The 21,949-nt window shown below is 38.0% G+C and carries 18 protein-coding genes and 1 tRNA gene; 5 read left to right on the top strand and 14 right to left on the bottom strand.

What is annotated here, in order from left to right:
* Positions 1-102: 102 nt before the first annotated feature.
* Entirely contained in the window at positions 103-1,773 is a 1,671-nt protein-coding gene (locus JMW64_RS08130) for an alpha-keto acid decarboxylase family protein (RefSeq protein WP_201554062.1), read from the bottom strand.
* A gap of 261 nt (positions 1,774-2,034) precedes the next feature.
* Between JMW64_RS08130 and JMW64_RS08135 the strand changes: the two genes are divergently transcribed.
* Positions 2,035-2,109, top strand: a tRNA-Gly gene (locus tag JMW64_RS08135).
* A gap of 427 nt (positions 2,110-2,536) precedes the next feature.
* Here the strand turns inward: JMW64_RS08135 and JMW64_RS08140 are convergent.
* Complete coding sequence (locus JMW64_RS08140; protein WP_201554063.1) at positions 2,537-2,761, bottom strand: helix-turn-helix domain-containing protein; 225 nt, start codon at positions 2,759-2,761, stop codon at positions 2,537-2,539.
* 195 nt (positions 2,762-2,956) lie between these two features.
* Here JMW64_RS08140 and JMW64_RS08145 point away from each other — a divergent pair, with 195 nt between their 5' ends.
* The 4 genes from JMW64_RS08145 to JMW64_RS08160 are packed head-to-tail and all read left to right on the top strand — an operon-like array spanning position 2,957 to position 5,055.
* A complete protein-coding gene (locus tag JMW64_RS08145; protein ID WP_011513303.1) occupies positions 2,957-3,172 on the top strand; it encodes a hypothetical protein in 216 nt (71 codons plus the stop codon).
* A 17-nt stretch (positions 3,173-3,189) separates the two neighbouring features.
* Positions 3,190-4,434 (top strand): site-specific integrase, encoded by a 1,245-nt coding sequence (locus tag JMW64_RS08150; protein WP_201554064.1) that lies wholly within the window; start codon positions 3,190-3,192, stop codon positions 4,432-4,434.
* The gene (locus JMW64_RS08155) at positions 4,431-4,724 is read left to right on the top strand and encodes a hypothetical protein (RefSeq protein WP_201554065.1); all 294 of its coding nucleotides are present in this window, start codon (positions 4,431-4,433) and stop codon (positions 4,722-4,724) included. Before JMW64_RS08150 ends, JMW64_RS08155 begins: the two co-directional genes overlap by 4 nt.
* A gap of 7 nt (positions 4,725-4,731) precedes the next feature.
* Positions 4,732-5,055, top strand: coding sequence for a hypothetical protein (locus JMW64_RS08160; protein ID WP_227694136.1), 324 nt, complete (start codon positions 4,732-4,734; stop codon positions 5,053-5,055).
* Between the two features lie 146 nt (positions 5,056-5,201).
* Here JMW64_RS08160 and JMW64_RS08165 read toward each other — a convergent pair whose 3' ends face one another.
* From JMW64_RS08165 to JMW64_RS08220, 12 genes are all read right to left on the bottom strand, one after another.
* Positions 5,202-7,217, bottom strand: a complete 2,016-nt coding sequence (locus JMW64_RS08165; protein WP_201554066.1) for a GmrSD restriction endonuclease domain-containing protein — start codon at positions 7,215-7,217, stop codon at positions 5,202-5,204.
* Positions 7,207-8,748, bottom strand: a complete 1,542-nt coding sequence (locus tag JMW64_RS08170; protein WP_201554067.1) for a DUF262 domain-containing protein — start codon at positions 8,746-8,748, stop codon at positions 7,207-7,209. The genes JMW64_RS08165 and JMW64_RS08170 overlap by 11 nt, the downstream gene beginning before the upstream one ends.
* Positions 8,749-8,866: 118 nt before the next feature.
* Positions 8,867-9,493 carry a hypothetical protein gene (locus JMW64_RS08175; RefSeq protein ID WP_201554068.1) on the bottom strand — a complete coding sequence of 209 codons (627 nt, stop codon included), beginning with the start codon at positions 9,491-9,493 and terminating at the stop codon, positions 8,867-8,869.
* Between the two features lie 93 nt (positions 9,494-9,586).
* Positions 9,587-10,021, bottom strand: a complete 435-nt coding sequence (locus tag JMW64_RS08180; protein ID WP_227694138.1) for a DUF1810 domain-containing protein — start codon at positions 10,019-10,021, stop codon at positions 9,587-9,589.
* 113 nt (positions 10,022-10,134) lie between these two features.
* On the bottom strand, positions 10,135-11,229 hold the full coding sequence (locus JMW64_RS08185; RefSeq protein ID WP_201554069.1) for a helix-turn-helix transcriptional regulator: 1,095 nt from the start codon (positions 11,227-11,229) through the stop codon (positions 10,135-10,137).
* A 54-nt stretch (positions 11,230-11,283) separates the two neighbouring features.
* Positions 11,284-12,141, bottom strand: a complete 858-nt coding sequence (locus JMW64_RS08190; RefSeq protein ID WP_201554070.1) for a PP2C family protein-serine/threonine phosphatase — start codon at positions 12,139-12,141, stop codon at positions 11,284-11,286.
* 407 nt (positions 12,142-12,548) lie between these two features.
* Entirely contained in the window at positions 12,549-14,393 is a 1,845-nt protein-coding gene (locus JMW64_RS08195; protein ID WP_201554072.1) for an Ltp family lipoprotein, read from the bottom strand.
* 181 nt (positions 14,394-14,574) lie between these two features.
* On the bottom strand, positions 14,575-17,475 hold the full coding sequence (locus JMW64_RS08200) for a DUF3427 domain-containing protein (protein WP_201554074.1): 2,901 nt from the start codon (positions 17,473-17,475) through the stop codon (positions 14,575-14,577).
* A complete protein-coding gene (locus tag JMW64_RS08205; RefSeq protein WP_201554076.1) occupies positions 17,475-17,870 on the bottom strand; it encodes a (deoxy)nucleoside triphosphate pyrophosphohydrolase in 396 nt (131 codons plus the stop codon). Before JMW64_RS08205 ends, JMW64_RS08200 begins: the two co-directional genes overlap by 1 nt.
* Positions 17,871-17,902: 32 nt before the next feature.
* Positions 17,903-18,964, bottom strand: coding sequence for an HNH endonuclease (locus JMW64_RS08210; RefSeq protein WP_201554078.1), 1,062 nt, complete (start codon positions 18,962-18,964; stop codon positions 17,903-17,905).
* Positions 18,965-19,220: 256 nt separating this feature from the next.
* Positions 19,221-21,272, bottom strand: a complete 2,052-nt coding sequence (locus JMW64_RS08215; protein WP_201554080.1) for a TIR domain-containing protein — start codon at positions 21,270-21,272, stop codon at positions 19,221-19,223.
* A gap of 65 nt (positions 21,273-21,337) precedes the next feature.
* A complete protein-coding gene (locus JMW64_RS08220) occupies positions 21,338-21,928 on the bottom strand; it encodes a TIR domain-containing protein (protein ID WP_201554082.1) in 591 nt (196 codons plus the stop codon).
* Positions 21,929-21,949: the final 21 nt, after the last annotated feature.

A 21,949-nucleotide genomic window follows, 5' to 3' on the forward strand; every position in this document is an offset into this window, starting at 1 on the left:
TGATTAATTAATCTATATGATAAAAAAGTGCAAAAAGCCCCATCTAGCAATGGTGCTAAATGGGGCTATTCATTTTTATGAAGCGAGTTTTTTATTACTCACTCAATCGTTTTTTGGCTTCAGTGCGGCACTGATATCGGCGAGTAGTGGCGGGATATCATGCTTATCAGCGATGACCTCCAACATAACCAACTTGTCTTTTACAGCCGCTGCTTGCGTAAGAGCCGCTTTTAACTCGCCTGCTGTTTCTACTTTTAGCAGCAGACTATTATCATCGGTAGCACCAAAAGCTTTTGGCATCATCTGCCAGTTACACTTAGGAATGTCATTATAGCGCTGGTTTTCACCATGAATCGCCCGCTCCACGGTATAGCCATCATTATTAATCAGTACAATCACTGGATTGATATGCTCTTGAATCATCACCGCGATTTCTTGAATGGTCAACAAAGCTGAGCCATCACCAATTAATAAAACACTGCGCTTGTTTGGCGATGCAATAGCCGCACCCAAACTTGCCGGTAGCGTATAACCAATCGAACCCCACATTGGTTGTCCATAACAAGTCACGCCTTCTGGTAAACGCACATCACTGATGCCAAAATACGCCGTTCCCTGTTCTGCAAACACCAAATTATTATGGTCTAGATGATCGGCAATGATATGCCATAGATCATCTTGAAGAATAGCCTCGCTGTCCTTACCCTGCTGCTCATGCGGCTTGACTTCTTTACAGAACTGCTTTGGCACAATATTAATATCTGAAGTCAAGACTTCATGTAGCGTTTTTAGGGCGTCTTTTAGGGCAATAGGTGCAAAATTTTTTCCAGCAATGCTCGCGCGCTCATAATGCAAATCAACCACTGTATTTTCATCAATATCTTGGCTAAAACCTGCCGTCGTAGTATCGGTATATTGCACACCGATTTTTATTAAGCACTCACAGTTTTCGACTGCATCCTTGACCACAGGACGTGATGCCACGCCAGCATACGTCCCTGCCCAGCGCTCACTATTTTCGTCAAGCAAAGTTTTGCCCCATGACAACGTCGTATAAGGAATATCCGTATCGGCAATCAATGCCTTAAGCTGATTTTGCAGCCCTAAACGATGCACCATCAAATCTGCCATCAGCGTCGTGGTTTTGTTTGGCAGAAACTCTATGAGCGCTTGTTTGAAATCTGCCAATGCTGCTTGACTGGTGATGTCTTCTTGGCTATCAACAAGCTTTGTAGTCGGTGGATAAATAGGTTGACGAGCAACGTCAGGCGATAGTAACAGGTAGCCTGGGCGATGTTTTTTAAGAATTAAACGAATCACACGGTCGATTTCTGAGGCAGCATTTTCAGGGGTAAGCTGCGCTCGTGCTACCGTGACCGGCTCTACCATTTTAATAAAATGATTGAACACGCCATCACCAAGTGAGTGATGGATGCGGCGCTTTGAATCTTGTAGAGCCGTACTTGGCGCGCCCACGATATGAAGCACTGGTGCATACTCAGCAAAAGAGCCTGCGGTCGCGTTAATCGCTGACAATTCTCCCACCCCAAAGGTCGTCACCATCGCCGCAAAGCCGCGCTCACGTGCATAGCCGTCAGCTGCGTAACCTGCATTTAACTCATTGGTGTTACCCACCCAGCGCAGCTTATCAGAGGCAATAATATTGTCTAAAAAAGTTAAGTTGAAATCACCAGGTACGCCAAATATCTCTGATGCGCCTGCTTCTGCGACACGATCAAACAAATAATCAGCGATGGTATATTGTTGACTCATAGTACTTATCCTTAAGTGTTATTTTTATAAATCATGAAAATGATTAATATGGTTAAAGTCATTATAAAACTGTATTCCAGCCTATTTATAGAAAGCAAAGCTTTTGGAATATAGATTACAACAATCTGTTATATCACAGATGAAGGCTAGGATAATATGCCAATTTACTATCTTTTACTTTTTTTCATACTAACTGTTGACACGTTCAAAAAACTGCGTATAATACGCCTTCATCAACTGACGATAGTTAATTGATAATTAGCGGGAATAGCTCAGTGGTAGAGCATAACCTTGCCAAGGTTGGGGTCGAGAGTTCGAATCTCTTTTCCCGCTCCAAATATCTAAAAAGCCTCACTTAACAGTGAGGCTTTTTTTTGTCCGATTTTTAAGGGCTACAGAGTTTTCCAGTATTGGCTATTCAGTCTAATTGCTAAGTTTATCTAATATATTAAAAGCTCAAAAATCAGCACCGTGACCAAAACGTGACCATTTCGTGCCCATGCTATAAACACTGATTTCGTAATTGACCCCAACTTATTATTCTTATATTTATAAAAAGTGATGCTAAGAAATATTTCTTTAACATCGCTTCTCTTTTTTTACTGCTTTTGTATATTGAGCTCATAGCGTGACCAAAACGTGACCAAATCATGAAAAAGTAAATATTCAAAATAACCCCAACCTTAATTTTATACTTTGAAGCGCCTTACATATAAAGCTATACCGCTTTCTTCTACGCATATATTTCTAGTTTTATAGGTCTTCAGGACTGGTCACCAACATCTTTATTTGGCTGATAGATAAACAAGTCACCCACCTGCACGTCTAAAAACTCACATAGCTGGTCAATAGTATTGAAATCAATTCTTGATGACTCTTCATTATATAGTTTATGAAGGGTTGATTTACTCATGCCTGTTGCTCTTACGACATCTGCTACACGCAACTTTTTCTCTGCCAAAATCACAGGAAGTTTAGACATAATCATAATTAATACCTCTTTTCGGGTAAAAATGCTTTACATTGAGGTAAAAAGATAATATAGTACACAAATCGGTTACTAATTACCTTTAAGCGGGTAAATTATAGCTGATACTTCAAGATGCATTTTTACAGGTTGATAAAATAATTTTTATTCTATCACTTAATGCGATGACTTAATAACTGAAAAGAGGTAAATATCATGAGCAATACTTATTTAACAACTGATGAGCTAGCTGAACGCATAAAGTACGACGCACGTACTATCCGCAATCAAATGAAAGACACTGTCTTGATTGAGAACATCCATTACATCCGTCCTTTTGGCGGTCGCAAGATTTTATATGTATGGGAGCGTATCGAAGAAGATATGTGTAAGCCAGTCATGAGCGCTATCAATGGAATGGCACTTCAATAAAAATAAGGAGATTTACTATGGCTACTATGAGAGGACGGTTTGGCAAACTGGTCGTTGACTTCCGCTACTTAGGTAAGCGCTGTCGAGAAAAGACCAGTTTAGAAGACAATCCAGCTAATCGTAAAAAATTAGCGCAAGTCATGAAAAAAATGGAAGCTGAAATCACTCTAGGTATTTTCGACTATGCCGCTTACTTTCCAAAGAGTGAACGAGCACAGGAAATGGTGGCACTGGCTGATAGAGCAGAAGCTTGTATCAGTCGCAATCCGACCTTTAGGCAGTTTGTCGATATTTGGTATGAGGAGAAAAAGATTGAATGGCGGCCGAGCTATCGGCAAAAGATACAGATTATTTTAGATAAGTACTTATTACCTGAGTTTGGTGGCAAAGCAGTACATGCCATAAAAAAACCAGACTTGCTGACCTTCCGTAGCTCCCTCGCCAAAGTTTGTTACGGTAAAGATGGTCAGTCAAGTCTGTCAGTAGCACGAATCAATCAGATCATGATACTTCTTCGTATGATACTAGAAGAAGCATCAGATCGCCATGAGTTTGAGATGCCTTATAAAAATATTAAGAATCTCAAGCAAGCTCGTCCAGATGTAAATCCTTTTACCCTGGCTGAGGTATGGCTGTTTTTAAAGCACGTTCGAGCTGATTATAGGCACTACTACACTATTCGCTTCTTTACAGGAATGCGTACCAGTGAGATTGATGGGCTTAAGTGGGACTGTATTAACTTTGATCGGCGCGAGATCAGTATTCGCGGCGCGTTAGTCAATGGGGAGATGGGTCCAACGAAGACACTAGGCTCACAACGTGATATTGCAATGTCGCAGCTAGTGTATGACGCTTTGCTAGAGCAGAAGGCACGCACGTATGGTAAGTCAGAGTTTATCTTCTGTAATTCACAAGGCAATCCGATGGAGTATCGCAATGTGAATCGGCGTGTATGGAAACCAACCCTTGCTCTACTCGGCCTGAAACATAGGCGTGCTTATCAGACTCGGCACACGGCAGCGACGCTTTGGCTCGCTGCTGGTGAAAACCCTGAGTGGATAGCGCGGCAGATGGGTCACAGTAGTACGGAGATGCTGTTTCGTGTGTACAGCCGTTATGTGCCTGACATCACCCGTCAAGATGGCTCTGCAATGGATAACTTGCTCTTAGCAAGCAAGGAGAAGTTAACCAACGCATCGAATAGCTCTGAAGCTGTAGCAGCAGTTACGAGCGCACAAACTGACAAGGAGACGTCACAATGAAAATCATCAATTATGAAGAGCTGTTTGCTGAGTTTAAACCGGATGGTGCGATCAGTGAGGATGCGAATGTTATCGCTAATGCATTGATGCGTGAGTTGTACGTTTCATCGGGTCATAACTTAGCTCGCTTCTTGGGGGTAAAGTGGTGCTTTAATAACGATATGGCGATGCGTGTATGGGTACAGAAGCGCTTGGATGCTCAGGATGAGTACTTTGTGGAAGACATGAGCAGTAAGCTTCAGAGTGAGCTTTATGAGCTACTACCGCACTCTAGCTACGGCAGCTACTGAGGAGAATATGATGAGTGTAAAACTTCAACCCAACATGACGCAAAGCACATATGATATCAAAATATGTGAGGATTACTGGGCATACGATAATAAAAGCGGCTTTGTTGAGCATGTGAAGAAACTTTGCAAGAAGTATGAGGTTAGCCCTCAAGTACTTCTTGAGACAATCTCCCAGTGTTATGCCTACTTGGACGATGTTGTATGTGAATACTGCGGTTATGCTTGTCCAATTGAAGTACCTGCTGATATTCCTTATATGCGCGCAAAAGACAGTTGGTTATGCGCAATATGTGAGCATGCTTTATGGCGGGTAAATAATATTAATAAATGATGAGCTTTAATACTCAAAAGCCAGACAGCTTAAGTTGTCTGGCTTTTTTAATGATGATAATTTTTAAATACTATAAAAATTTAGTTTACCACAGGCATACTTACGGGCCTTGTTACCTTTCCATTAGATAGGGTCACTTTCAGAACTCATAGCGCTAGCTCTACATCCTCTTTTAAAATATCAAATACTTTATTTTTATGTACTTTTATGGCTTCATAGTTCCATGGTTTATCTTCTAAGGTTGCAATCATCAACTCTAATTTCAAGCTTAAAGGAGCCATTTTATTGCGCTGACTTTCTAATATCTTAGCTTTTTGTTGAGGAATATCGTTACTCAGAGACGAGTTCTCACTAATACTCATTAAACATAAGTTTCCGAACCCATGTAATTCAGTTTCAGGTAATATCTCATTAACTCTAGATGTCTGAGGTGAGAAGTGCTCAACAGAACTTTTGAAACTAAACCTAAATTTAGATTTTATTTCTTGAAGTAACTCAGTATCTTTCCACAATAGATAATCTAGGTAATTAAACGCAAATACTCTAACCCGGCCATACCTTAAGCTTTCACTAAGAACCTCATTAGACACTGTAAATTTTACGCTCCTGTCTACAATATACATAAAATCTCTAAACTCTTTAGGCGTTGTTGTGAGATAACGATTCACCATAAAAGCTCGAGCAAGACTTTCTAAAAACTTTAGATACTCTTCTGCCCTAATTGGAGTTGATTTCTCTTTATCGTTTAACCAATACAGCACTGCAGACAACCAGTTTTTACGAGAGTTAGTCGGATAAGACACATGAAAGGCTGAAAGTAACATCATACAAGACAAATTTTCGCCAGATTTATCGCCTTCATCTATACTAAAACTATTCACATAGCTTGAGCCATTTTTATCGAATTTATACCGTTTTAATGACCAATCCTCTTTGTCACTTGCGCGCTCACGCTTAACAATATATTGATCAAAAAGATAACGTAGCTTTAGCAGTGAAAAAATAAAACCCTTTACCTTCTCAATGTCTTTATCTATAAAGTTTTTGAAGGCATCAATTAAATCTTTATCATCTAAAGCAGGAAGGACTTCATCAGACTGTGACTTTATATAAATACGCAATACGTGCATAAGAAAGTTAGGAAAATCGATAACGCTAGTAAATCGCTCCGCTTTTCCTTCGTCCCTATCATCATTACCGCTTGTACCTCCTCTATCACCTTCTTTTCTTAATTCCTTACCAGCTTCGAGTGCACCCTCAAAAGAAAGCAATCTATTCTTTGAACCTGAACTGTCGCTTTGTATAATAACCTTATTAGTTAAATCCTCGAATCTTTCCAATAAAAAACCTGTAGAATGTTCACTGAATATAGCTTTGCGCTCATCTACCGAAAATCCCAATTGTACATAACGGCTCATGTCTGCACAGGCAAGCCATACTTTCTGAATAACGACAGTAGCTTGCATATCTTCTTGGACAGCAGAAAGCAAGTTTGCTTTGACTACTTCATGCTTCTCTAGCTGCTCCCCTCTATTATTCATCACCTCGAAATAGTGTGTAACATCAGTATTTTGAGGTACGCAGATGCGTAAGATTTTTACTTTTTCTAGTAAGTAATTAGCAAATTCATTTAGCGAATCAGCTCCTTTTTCAGCAAAATTGCTAGTGATTACTCGATCTACGACTTTAAAACCCTCTAATATTGAAGCATTAGTCTTATTGGTGCTGACTATGTTTACTAATTCAGACAGCTTGCCCGGCGAATCGTATTTAGATGTTTCACTTGAACAAAAAACGTCAAACAGTTTATTGATTGTAAATTCTGATTTGCTTCGGCTCTCAAAGCCAAGATTTACCTTCTTATACCATCCAAAACCATCTGGTATACGATATTTTAAATAACAAGCTAATAAGCTTAATGTGGTAAAGCGCTGCTGACCATCAAGAATTTCAAAGTAGTCGGTTTTTTGGTGTACTACTAAGCTACCAACATAATAAGAAATCGATTTATCATCCTTTTCTGCGTAATCCTGAATATCGTCTATAAGTTGCTGTATTTGAGACTCACCCCAGTCGTAGTTGCGTTGATACACTGGTATCTTGTATTGCTCTTCACTAAGTAGTTGTCTAAGGTTAAAGCTATTTCGATTGCTATTGGTCATTTATTGTCTCCATTGCTTGCTCTGATATATAGCCAAGATCCTCAAAAATAGTTTTGATACCTGCTACTGTATCTAAATCTCTTATCTTTACATTCTCCTTATTGAGCTGAGGCAGTGGCTTATTTAAAAAATCAACAGGGGTCAGTGATTGCTGCAAACGCATAAATAAATTATCACGTCTAATGTATTTTTCTACACTTTCCAAGTAGACACTTGCATTTTTTAAGCGCAATGAATAAGCCCAAATAAATATGTACTCAACTGCTCGTGCTAAATCATACGCACCAAAACGGTCGTAATAACAGAGAACAAGGGCATTAAACATACGGCGAACGTATCTGTCACCCTGACGCCACCAATGGCTATATTCATAACCTTCTTTTTTATTATCGATAGTCTGCATAATAGTTAACGCAGTGGGTTTAGACACTTTGCTTTGCTTTGGTTCTTGTAATTTTTCTTGCTGGTATAAAACAGCTTTTAGCCAATTATCATCTTTTTCTTTCATAGGCTTATTTAGTAGCGGACTCAAAAGCGTTTGGTAGTAGGTAACCCAATCAAAAAAACGTCGTCCATTAATTACTGTTTGGGTAATCTGAAACGGATATTCCATTATTTGCTGATCAAAATTTCGATGCGCGTGCTGGTTATAATTATCAACTGTGTTATGGATGACTTTTAGCCCTTGTTGAAAGGGGTATGAGTGTGGATAGTAATCACTATTCAAATTAACTCCTTTAAATACATGGATATCAGATTTTGAAAAGTAAAGATTAGGCTTGCCAAGACTCCACTGACGAATAGGATATAGATAATTTGAGAACAACAGTTTCAGATCCTTTGTATCTTTTTGCTCCCACTTATTCACAATAGACTCTTTTATACTATCCTCTGACGTAGCAAACTCGCGTAAGTGAAATGCTTTTAGCAAATCATGAGGACTCAATTCAAGACCACGTGAATTTTGTGAATCGAAAAACTGGAAGGCCTCTGATAAATCGCGGAGGGTCACCTGCACCACTTCACAATGATTAAGTAAGAAATCCAAAACTTCAGGGGTAAATTCAGGGCTATTAACATGACGCTTAACCAGCTCATAATTGACACTTAAGTTTTTTTGAGTTTCACTACAGTCAGGGAGTTGAATGTCTATAGGATTGAAACCCTCTAATTGCTTCTTAAGCACTTTGGAATCGGCTGCGGCATTAATAATCAATAGCAATGTCAAAGTACGCTGCTGACCATCAACTAAATCGACCTGCGTCTTACCTTTAACTGTGTTTTGATGTAAAACTACAGTACCCAAACGGTACGCATTATCCGGGTTATAAACATCACCTAAGTTATGATCTAGCCTTTTGCACTGGTAGTACAAGTCTGTTAGCAAATCGATAACGTTATTTTCTGTCCAACGGTAAGGTCGCTGATAGATAGGTATAGATAGTTTTTTATTTGAATCCTCTTTTGTAGATAGAAAACTTGAAATCCTTAAAACACTGTAAGCTTCATTAATGCTACTTTCTTCCGCCATGAACTTATACCTATCTGATTTTAGTTGTTGTTAGCTATTATATATAACTAGAATTCTTATCATTTTTTGAAAAATATTAAAATATAATAAATTCAATCCACCTGTTTTAAACTTCTACCTACTCCTCAGCATACATTGCTTTTAAATGAAAAGAGTTAGGCTCATCAGTCATACTTGAGCGGTAATATATAGATTCATCAATGTTAGATAACAATCCTTCGACAGCATCTGCTACGTAAGCAAAAGCTTCCATTGGTAAGCTTTGAACGCTCTCCATTCCAATAAACAACCCTTTAATATTGCGTGCTTTTGCAAGCTGATTCACAAGCTTATGTGTTGTTACTTTTACTAAATCTGATTCAGAGTCACCTGTGGCACTTGCTTGAACGAACTGGAATAAATTGCCACACTCAAACAAACTTTTGATATCTACAACATCTATACCGATAATGGTGCTTGCGGAATTTACATTAAGGAGCTTAATGACATCACCTACTTCATCAGGCTGACATCTAATAATGCTCTCTATGATATTTAAATGCTCAAATTCACTATTATCTGTTTGCAAGCCTACTAAAAACCAAGCCTCCGACTTATTTTTTAGCTCTAGTAGCGCCTGCTCATTCCAGTTATCACTGATGATAAAACAACTAATAGTAGACTTAGAGTAATGACCCATGGTTCGTCGATATAGAACCGCACTAGATATATCATCTACATGCGAGTCATCAATCTGATACTTCATAGTTATACTCACTGATAATTAATGTTTTTTGATGTGGTTAAAAGTAACAAATTTTGGCACTAGTTAAATATCGTTCGATTATGCTTGGCGCTATTATTGGCCACTCAATTGCTTTAGCATTTTGATAGTATTTGTATCGTAACTGCCTGCATAGAACTGAGACAAAAGCTGCTCAAAAACACAATCACTACCAGCTGCAAAGGCAAATAACGTTAGTGAAGATTGTAGCTTTAGATTATCTGGTGAACCAAAGATATCTAAAGCGCTTTTATCAGGGTGCAATAATAGTAATTCAGCGCACTCTATTAATCGTACTCCAAGCACCTCATGCTGCAAATACGCTTTTGCTTGCTCTAGACTCTCTATTCCGAAGCGCCGAGACATGGCACTATGCCCCAACCCTTTAACCTGCGGAAAGATAAACCACATCCAATGCGTACGCTTCTGCCCTTCGGTTAATTCTCTAATAACCGATGGATAAATAGTATTTTGAGCTTGGATAAAATCTTTAAATAAAGTCTCATTCACAGTGCTACTCCTATGTATTACCTCAGAAATTTAAACCTTTGATTTGCATGTATTTCTTAAGTGATATCAGATATCCCAGTCTCTATAGTAAACCATCTTATATTGATTCATAACTAAGTCTGATTTTCATAAAGCTCTAACCCACTCTTTAAACGTTCAAAAATTACCGCTTTAAGCTCACTTGGTTCTACGACCACGGCCAGCTGAGACATACTGACCAGCCAATCTTGCAGACGCTTAGTATTGGCAACAGTGGCCCTTACCTGATTCCAAGTATCGTCAATGACAGTAATCTGCTGATCTGTCGACAATGGACGCTCGTATAAATGCTGACAGGCATATTTTTGCACTTTTAACACCAATTTAATTTGAACATCATCAGTTGGCTCTAGCTTGCCCAGTTGATGCAAATGCTCTAATGTAAAAGCCTCTCGCCCTACCCAGTCAGGTACGGACTCATTTATTACTTTGGCTTTGGTAATGCGGTTGACGGCAAAGTTGCGATGCGCTTTTAATAGCACTTTATCATCGATATGATCATCAGTAGGATTAAAACCTGTGAGATAGATTATATTGTCAATAAAGATCAGCCCTTTAGGATAAACCACTCTTTGGCTTGGTTTTCCTTCCCATTTATTTTGATAGCGTATTTGTAAGGGGCGATTTTGTAGCAACGCCTGATGAATACTGCCAAGCACGTCACTATTAAGTGTAGGGGCTTGTACGATACTAGGTAAAGTGATGAGATGATCTTGCCATTGTCCTAGTGCACTTTGATGGAAACTGTCTTTATCTTGCCGACGTAGTTGAGTGAGCTTGTCTGTGATCCCTTGTTTAAAAGACACTGGTAAATAGTTTGCGGTATATTTATCAAGCATCTCCCAAAAGAACACTGTTTGCTCGTTAAGAATATCGATGCTAAAGCTGGGTTTAATATAAAACCGTGCCGTCTTACCGCTTATGTTTTGCCCCCACGCTGGTACTCTAACCAAAGCCTCACTATAGAAAATATCGTTAAAGATTTGGTTTAATCCAGTCAAATCGTTCTCTAAGTTTTTACGCTCATTCGTATAATTATCAGGATTATCCCCATATGCGATCATCAACTCTGTCAGTGATATAGCATCCGCTTCACTACGAGGCAGGCATTGATATAAAGCAAATAGACGTGCTGACTTTGTATAGCTGGCGATTGGATGTGTAGGCATAGTAGCTTCTCTATTAGACTGATGGAATAATCAACTCATCATTAACATAAATGTTCAATCAAAACGAAGCAAAATGGCTGTGCCATTGTCATAAGCATTACCTTCTGAGTCATAGACTTTGTTTTTGAGAGCAATTAGCCAATCTTGTAAATCAGTCGCCGCACTGACAAGTTGCCATTCATGACTCGGCACTAAGTCATGAATGCCATCCGTACAAACCACGATACAATCGCCGCTATTAATATCAATCTTGCAAGAGCTACCTTCTGGTGCTTCACCCCTTAAGTAACTGTCATCAGCCGTCAATGCAAAGCACTCTGTAATGCTATATAAACTACCCGCCATGCCCTCTCGGTTATAGTCTGCAAACTCCGCTTGGCGACCTTGCTCTTGTGCCTGCTGGTCAATAAGTTCGTTCAATAGATTATGGTCGCGAGTTAGGCACTGCCATTGCGACGCGCCTGTAGGCAACCGATAAACACGACTGTCACCCACATGCGTTATCGTTGCCTTTATTTTTCCATCACCATTTAACTCACAGGCAACCATCGCAAGGGTGGCCGCTGCACCATGACGCTTAGATGAATGCTTGGTTTGATTAATCAGTTGATGAATATTATCTGAGCAGATACTCTTCTGATTACTCCATAACCGTCTAATTGCTTTTACCACTGCCTTTGAGCAGTGCTGTGATTGATTAGAGCTTGCCACGCCATCAGATACTGCTAAGCAAAATGGGGCTACAACTGGTGTCACTGCCATCACACCTAAGTCTTCTTGATACCAATTATCTAAAAAGAAAAAAGCATCTTGCTGCAGGTTATTACTGGCATTACCTTGAAACGTAATTGCACAAGCTTGTGCAATAGAGGGAGTATTTTGTGAAGAGCAATTATTAGGAGAAGCAGTCATGACGGCAAACCTATATGTTTATCATAGAGGCTAGTATAGCGAACAACCTACTAATTTATTTTCTAGGCTTAAATATAAATTTATTTAGTTTAACGTACATCGATAAATATTGAATAACAAGTAAAAGCGATTGAACCTATCACAACAATAGTGGCTTTATTTAAAATATATAGGCAGAAAAAAGGACACAACAATTATGTTGTGTCCTTTCTCATTTATGAGCTGCTACCAAACTTTTGCTTCAACGTAAGATAAATTATGCGAACAATGACACTTTATGTCGTGCAAAATCCATAGAATTAACGTCTTTTTTAGATCGAGTATTAGCCAAGATTAGGCGGTATTTTTCGCCTATCCTGGCTGACTAAATTAGCCACTATCGCTCCATAATTACATAGGGATATTTGCTATGAGCAAGCACCTGCCTGTTCTGCTCCGTATGTTGCTTCGCTTACAGTGTAATCATCACATTCATGAAGCTGTTCAATCAGACCTTTACGTGAATAACCTGAGTACTCAAGATAATCTTTTGCTGACTTCACAGCTTGCTCTTTCCAATCAACGTTTAAACTATCTACTGCGACTGTTGCATCAGAAACAACGTAATTATCACACTCATGAAGCTGTTCAATCAGACCTTTACGTGAATAACCTGAATATTCAAGATAGTCTTTTGCTGACTTCACAGCTTGCTCTTTCCAGTCAACGTTTAGACTATCTACTGCGACTGTTGCATCAGAAACAACGTAATTATCACACTCATGAAGCTGTTCAATCAGACCTTTACGTGAATAACCTGAATATTCAAGATAGTCTTTTGCAGATCTTAGAGCATTAGCTTGTGGTCTAGTCAGATTAGCTACCTGTTTAGTCACTACATTTCTATTTATACCATCCTCAGAAATTGAACTTTGCAGAACGGTAGTTGATGCACTAGCTCTAGATGGACGAGTCATATCTATTTTTTTTAGGCTGGTTGATGCATTAGCTTTAGGTGGCCAAGTCACATCTGATTTTGCTGGAATAGTTGATGCATCAGCTCTAGATGGACGAGTCATATCTATTTTTTTTGGGCTGGTTGATGCATTAGCTTTAGGTGGCCAAGTCGTATCTGATTTTGCTGGACTGGTTGATGAATTAGCTCTAGGTGGACGAGTCATATCTATTTTTTTTGGGCTGGTTGATGCATTAGCTCTAGGTGGCCAAGTCGTATCTGATTTTGCTGGACTGGTTGATGTATTAGCTCTAGGTGGCCAAGTTGTATCTGATTTTGCTGGACTGGTTGATGCTAAACTGGGTACAACCTCGGCATTATATACTTTCGAACCTTTTGTTCGATTACATTTCCAGCATAATGTCTGTAAATTATCTTCTGAAGTTATCCCACCTTTCGAAAGAGGAATAATATGATCAATTTCCAATAAGAGGTTTGCTTCGTCTGCTGTGGAAAGACTACAGATTTGACATGTATAACCGTCTCTAACTTTTATCTGTTCTCTTAATTTTGAGGTCATAAGCGCCCTTTGACCTGCAACGCTACTCTTAAATTTAACTAAATCGGCTAGATAGCCAATAAATCTCTCCAACTCTTCTAAATTAAACTCCAAGTCAAAATTTGATGCACTATTCCCCCCAGCTGAAACATACTGAAAGGTATAAACAGGAAAATATAAGTCAGATAAACCAATCTTCTTAAAACCCAATTCTTTAGTAACTCTATCACGATAATTTTTTAATATGTACGGTGAGATAGAAGTACCTATACTGGAAATAATAGCATCCCTCTCATTTGCTAAGAGATATTTTCCCTGCTCTACGGCAGAAAAATCGTTTAAAACGTCTTCGAACTGCTCTAATGTGTCCTCGTTAGGGCTTATATTGAAATACTTACATAAATACTTATACGGTTGGTTATGGGCATTCTTAACAATAGAGGCTGAACACTGATACGTCGATTTGTTATTCATCTCAGTTGCCCATTGACGCCTTTTCATATTGTAACGGCTGTTATCAGATAACTGACCGCCTCCATAGTCAGTGGCTTCCGCATAATTGTAAGATAGCTTCAAGTGCTCAATATGTTCATTAAGATCGTTACATTCAGCTATGTGTTGTTCCACTCTAGCTTTTACAGCAAGGAATTGTTCCCCTTTAAAGTAAGAATCTATGATCATCGGGTAAATTACATTGCGAATAAGGAGTGCTAAGCAGACCAAAGCTATTAGAGCAAGGATAAAAGAAAGGCTAGACAAGGAAATTCTCCGTATGAGAGCACTAAATAAATTGTAGAGGAAACAGTCTAAGCGAAAAAAAGATCGCAGGAAACGCTATTATCGATCAGCAGGTCTTCTTTACCTATTTCTACTGACTCTTGAACCAAAAATCGAAAGCAGTTACACAGTTTTTAGGAAAGGCTCGATAAAGCTTACTTTTCTACTCATCAACTAAGTACTTATAGATATCGCTTCGAACTTCTGTATGCATATCAAACTCGACTTTCACTACAGAAACGCCAGAAATAGTAGTTTGCTCAAAGCTTTCATCTATTGGTGACATATCCCCCATATAATAAAAGTCATTTCCTTCATCGTTGTGCTTCTTAATAAATAAAGGAATACGAAATCCACTATGATTCGCCTTGAATAACTGTACTTCTGGACTGTTTAACGTTCGTCTCGATTTAAACATCCAACTAAATACAGACTCATTAATGAAGTCATCTTCATATTTTATAGTGTCAGCGATGTCCTCAGATTTATGATAGTTCACAAAGATAGGGCAATTGGTTTTATCTTGGCTAACCATATACCCACCAACGTTCTGAGCGAGAGGGTTAACTGACTTGTTTAAAATCCTAAAAACATCTTTACGTGAATACTTGCGATATAACTGAAAGCCATCGAGAAAGTCAGACAGTTTGAACTGCTTACTGTATTGATGAATAGCATAATCTGTATTATCTATTAAAAACAGCTCAAAAGTGGCGTTGCCTAAATAAACTAAAAAGTCAGGATGCCAACAGAACCTACCCTCTTTTAATTGAACAACATTAAAACCATAAATTTCACCTACAGGCTTTAATTCTTTTTCATGTTTTTCGGTCACAAAACCTAAGTTGAGGTTGTTAAGCACTGACGCTACAACTTCAGAGTTCATCTTATAACCATATCGCTCTTTTATAATCAATGCCAAAGCATCAACCGTAATCACTTCGTCTGCAAGAAGAGCACGTAACACCAAACTTTCTTCAATACGCTTGCTGTTATTAATATCTTTTGAGAAGGTGCTAATTAGTTTTAGTTCGTTATCATTTAGAGCCGGTAAGGCATCTTTTTCTTGCTGCTTGGCAAAATGATAAAAGGATTTGGCATACTCCACATACGAGAAAGGATCGCGGGAACCATGACGAATAAAGTCCATCATCATAGGTGCGTAACCTAACTTATATTTAAGTAAGTTATAGTCTTTCAATAGATCTTTTTTGGTTTGTAGGTTTGCAGTATCAATCGCTTGATAGATACGCTCTTTTGCAACTCTGTCAAAACTTACTGTGGACGAGCCTGGAATGAAACAACTTTCTCTAGCTAATAAGCGACGCAGTGTATCCTTGTTATAGGATTCATCACCGTATAAAGCGATAGGTACCATGAAATTGTTTTTATAGTTACCAATAAAGTCGATGACGGTAAGATAGTCTTTATCTTGTGCCTTTCTTAGACCTCGACCTAGCTGCTGAACGAAAATGATTGCCGACTCTGTTGGCCGCAGCATCACAATCTGATTAATACAGGGAATATCGATTCCTTCATTAAAAATACCAACAGAAAAAATATAATCAAGCTTATCTACTGGATTACAGGATTCTAAACGTTCTATTGCACTGTCACGTTGTTCTTCTGAGTTTTCCCCCGTTAATGCAATGGATGGTAAGCCGTGCCTATTAAAGATCTCAGCCAAGGCCTTACACTCTTGGATATTAGAGCAGAACACAAGGCCGCGAACATCACCATTGTCACAACCATAGCGATCGATATAGTGAAGGATGTGCTTAACACGATCTTCTCTGATAAGCAGATTGAGCATTGAGGTGTCGTCTATAGATTCGCCATCAACACTCAAATCTGTCACACCGTAATAATGAAACGGCGCTAAGATATCCATTTCTAGCGCTTTCTGTAAGCGAATTTCATAGGCAATATTGTGATCAAAAATCTTAAATACATCGCTATCATCGGTCCGCTCTGGGGTTGCCGTCATACCTAAAAGAAACTTAGGAGTAAAGTGATCTAATATTTTTCGATACGATGATGCGCTAGCACGATGAGTTTCATCAATGACAATATAATCAAATGCATCAGGAGAAAACTTTGCCAAATGATTTTCTCTGGAGAGAGTTTGTATGGTTGAGAATATATAATCACTCTCAGATTCCATTGATTGACCACTATATAGACCAAATGTTTTGTCATTTTTAAAAATGGTTTGATAGGTCTGTAAAGCTTTTTTAGCTATATTGGCACGATGAACAATAAACAATAAGCGTTTAGGATTGACATTCAGTGCATCAAAGGTAGAAAGGTATGTCTTCCCGGTCCCAGTAGCAGAAATCAGTAACGCTTTATTTTTACCCTCTGCACGTAAAGTAGCCAGATTTTCCAATGCTTCTTGCTGCATCTTATTCGGTTCAATAGAGTTTTCAGACTCCTGACTGTGCTCTTGTTTTATTTGTTGAGAGAGCGTTTTGGCTTGTTGGTATAGTAGTTCGTAACGCTCAATAAAGTCGGATGTTACAGGCAATGCAGAGTCAAACTCTTGCGTGAATTCACGTATAGCTTGTTGAGAAAGAGAACCAGAGTTACTAGAGCTTACCTTCAAATTCCATTCTTTATTTGATGTCAAAGCATTCGCTGTTAGGTTGCTACTGCCAATAATTAAATGATGGATGTCAGATGAACTAAATAGGTATCCTTTGGCATGGAAATTAGAATATGTTGCAATTCGCACATCTAAATTTTTAAACTTCAGTAGCTCACGCAATGCTTCTGGTTGGGTGAAATTGAGGTATTGCGAAACAAGTATACGTCCAGGAATCTCTTTTCTTTCGAGTTCCATCAACTCTTGCTTTAGACAAGCGATACCACTGGTGGTGACAAATGCAACAGAGAACCAGAACTTATCGCAAAATTGCAAATACGAATTAATTGAAGTTAAAACCTTTCTGCCTTGACTATCATTCACTAGTAATTCTGGTTTAAAAGTATGCTTCGAAGCTCTCGTATGATCTATAAAGCCAGAGATCAGCGCATTTTGTAGCTCTTGAATTTTATTGCTCATTACATAGTAGCCTTTAGCTGGTCTACAATTGGAAGATCAGCAGCAGCCCAATCCAGCGAATCAAGCTCGTTCACCCCTAACCAAAGTACTTGTAAGTGTTCATTCAATAACAAAGCACGGCTTTGCGTATAACAAATGAAGCTGTGCATAATAATTTTGAAGTCTGGATACACATGTTCAACTGTTAGTAATAAACGGTCAACGCTAATCGACATATTAAGCTCTTCCCTTATCTCACGAGCTAATGCTTGTTCTAGCGTTTCATCACTTTCCAACTTACCTCCTGGGAACTCAAATTTCTCAGAAAGATAACCCAGTTTATTTTTGCCACGTTGAGCGCACAGTATTTTCCCATCATTAACAACAATGGCGGCAACAACTTCTATAGTCTTCATTTTAGTCCAGTAGATAATAATAAGTTTACTTATCAGCCCCTAAGCCTAGGCAGTAAACTAGGGTTAATAATTCGTAGTTTGATACTTGGTTCTGGTGACCAGACTAAATCTTCATGTTCCACCGCTATTTGATAAGCCCACTGGCTGATTGTTTCAGAGCGAAGTTGATTGGTCGTAAAACCAATAGTTTTCGCTTCCTTTTCAATCGTATGACCGTGTTGTTGATTGCGTTCTAGCCACTTTTCATAAAATAGCTCTTCAGCTAGATAGTCACGTTTGCTGTTATTACACTTATGGTCAGTGAGTACAAAGTTATGAGTCGTATCAATAGGATATTTTGACCAAGGAATAAAGTGATCAACTTCGATGTTAGTTCTTAAGGGTTTATGGCAATAAAAGCATCGTCCCTGTTGAGTATCAAGCAGTATAGGTATTAATATTTTTAGACTTTGGCGTGATTGATCAAACAAGAACTGCTGCAAATCAATGTCATCGCTAAAATATATTTGGTTGCGACTGTTCTTACGTATGAACTCTGTCCAATACTGTTGGCATAGCTTGTTAATTATTTTACTAAAGCGTGTAAAACAGTATGCAATACCAGGCTTTAAAGTTATTACCTTGGATCTTGAGTCATAAGCGTATAAGAACTCACGGTTAATTTTGTCCTCCGCACTTTGCAGATATCTTGCGGGGTACTTTTTGATAGTCGAGGAAATATCTTTGATAGTGGATTGCCATAGTTTGATATTTTGTGTGTGAGCTATAGCTAGACTGGTTGTCTTAGTTTTATGCTGCAAATCTAGAATGCTATTAATAACACTAGCCTGCCCTGTTGTACTGCTTTGTCTGAGTACAGAATCACTACTTTGACCTGAGTATGGTAATGCTTGTGTCCAATAAAGCTGTATAAATTGCTCTGCTAACTGCTCATAAGAAATACTGTGTTCACTGTCATCATTAATTCCAGTCTCTATAGACAGATTAACCATTGCCATTAATAAGGCAAATTTATAGGTCGAGGTATAGGAGCTAGATTCAAGCAGCCACTGAATACGTCTTAAAAAGTTGAGCTGGAATTCTGCCGCAGGCACTATAACCATCCTTTAAAAATACAGTAGCTCAATCTAGAAAAAAGGCCCTTAAAGAAAGTTTACTACTTGCTATAATTTTTACGCGAGCAAGCTATACTAAAAATATTAGATTTAAATTTGGTAAACTAAGCAATTAAAAAAGTACTCACCGTGATACATAAAATGGTAACTTAGGAAATAAATAAAAAGTAAGGTGCAAAGGTATATTAATTTTTAGATAGCATTTTGATAGATATTTAGTACGTCTTAATACTGACTATTTGTCATTCGATAATTTGTTGAGTCCTTTAAGTATCAAATAGACACTTTCTTCTACAAATGGTGTTGTCATCAAACTTAAATAGTCCGTCTCAGATAAACCGGTATTATTCGATAGCTTTTTTATAGTCATTCCTGATATGATTTGTCTAATATAGTCATAATCTGCGCTATGAGACTTTTCGCCAGCGAACTGTTGTAATTGGGAATACTCGGAATTATGAGTTATCTGCCATTTTTCAGTGAACTCTTCAGCTACTTTTTCATTTAAAATAGAGTTACTCAACTTCTGAATTAATCCTCCTAAACCTCCCACAAGATAAATTGGTTTTTGTAAATCAAAAGCAATAATAAACTCTTCTAGAACCCCTGGCATCTTTCCTAAATAACCTTCTAACTTACCACCAGCAAATATTCTTATATCCGAACTATCAATTGAATCTTCTCTCATTTTTGTTAAACAGCGGGACCATATATATTTATTTTCAGGACAAGAAGGTGGAAGAAAAATTTCTTTATTAGATACTAATTCTGTAGTGTCGTCAGGAAGGTCACTTTTCACAATTTTTAGTAGCTTATAATATTTAGCAAGAAAATCTTTACTATCTTCATTTAAATGTAGTGGCCAAGCTAAGTAATTCTCTACAAATAATTCATCTACTTGTAGACGATCTCTCAAAACCGCAGCCTCTTCAAGTATAAACTGTGTAAACCCATTGTCTCGTAAGTCACCACCATATATTAAAGTATTTTTACGAGCCAATAAATGACGAGCTAAGGTTTGAGATAGTCTTTGCAGTTCATCGAGGTGTTGGTGTTGTTCTTCATAACCATCTTCTAGATATTCTGAAATAGAAATACCTATTCTATATAAACGGCTCTCTTGTTCAGTATTCGACCATAAAGGAGTTAAAATTTTTACATTTAAATAATTAGTCCATACTGTCTCCTCTGCGTATAAAGGAGGCTCCGGATAACAAATTGTTAAATCTTCTGGATGCTCATCAGGATTAGCCCTTTTATCAAAAAATTCAATAACTTGTTGAATTTCAGGAGGACGAGCTAGAATAATAGCCTTAGAATCAATCCAATTTTGTTTTTGATAGTAGCGTAAAAGCGCATGAGAGTACTTAAAGCGTATAGTCTCTAATAAAGCTGCGATTAAAATGCGTAATATATCTATCGGTTTTAAAGAATCTGCAGTGATATGGACGCAAGGTACATTACCAGCAGCTGGGAATATCCTATCTTCATACTCCTCAAGACTATTAGCCACTACAATAGGCCTCTGTTCTGTTTTAGCTGTTAGAATTTCTCTCTGACACCAATATCTTGAGGAGTAAGCATCGCTTACAATAGCAACCATAGTTGAATCTTTGATATGACTTTCAATCTCGTTATCAAACTTAAATCCTGGTGATATCTCGTTAGCATCAAAAAACCTTCGCATATTACTATTATCTATGAAATGCTTAATAGCCTGAGCATGACTAAGCCCAGTACCTCCTTTTTTAGCATGACTTAAAAATAATTTTATTGACGAGTCAATACCTTTGTTTTCAGACTTCATTTCATGGAAACTATATCGATACAGCTCATGTGCTAGCTCTAGAATTCCATTCTCTATACGCGTATCACTTGGCCAATCGTATGCTCGGACGAAATTTTTGTTTTTTAAACTTCCTGAAAGGCTATGGTTTTGACCGTATTTGTCAACTGAAATTGGAACAACAGAATACTTGCTATCATTCACGGGAAAGTCATTAAGATAATCTTTCCATTGATTTTCGACTAAAGTATGTTTGCTAGTAAAAAGAAATACGACGTTTTGAGCGGCAATTTTAGATGGTATATCTTTAGGAGGTTCAGTAGGTTTTCTAGAGCTATATAGAAAGGTAGGTATATTGATTTCCCGTGAGAATGGCCTATCTACATCACGGGTTAAGAAGCGTCGGAACTCACTGATTACGTCAAAAACACTATCATTATCATTTGGATGCCATACAAAATGAACAGCAAGTGGAGGAAGGTTTATGTTGTATGTGCTCATTTAACGGTATTCCCAAGTATCAATTTTTGATTATTTTAAAGTGAGTTTTTCAATTTTTAAACAACTTAATTTTGCCAATGAGTTTGATTCTTCTCTCTATTATTTGCAAATAAAGTACGTGAATTGTCTGGATTAATTAATTTTCGGTTGTCAAAAGCTTCGTGAATCCAAGATTTCAAATTGTTAGCGTTAATGGGACATGAATATATCTTTGCATAACCACTCCTAATATTATCATAAAGTCTTGGTGGTATATTACAAGGAGTATAGCTAATCCCATCATGTGTTGTTTTTACTTCACATCTATAATTAGAACATTTTTTATAATTAGGTAGTAATATGCCGATCAGACCTGAACGAGTATTTTGACTTGTGGATTTCAAGCTATATCCTAACTCCCAGTCAACATGTTTTCTTCTCCAAGTACTTTCGCCAATTAGAACTATCGTTACAGTACTGTCAGATATGAACTTATCACGGATAAGTCTTCTAGCAGTGTCTGTCTTAATATATTGATCTATATCACCGTCTTTCACAGAACGAGATACGAATGTTTCAACGTTATTTGAGAACGCATTTTCAAACTCCAAACGATAATCATCATCAGCATGATGAAAGCTTACAAATACTTTGTGCTTAGGCGTATTTATTGCCATACGGTAGCTCCTCTTACAATA

The organism is Psychrobacter immobilis, assembly GCF_904846065.1.
GTDB classification, from domain to species: Bacteria; Pseudomonadota; Gammaproteobacteria; order Pseudomonadales; family Moraxellaceae; genus Psychrobacter; species Psychrobacter immobilis_H.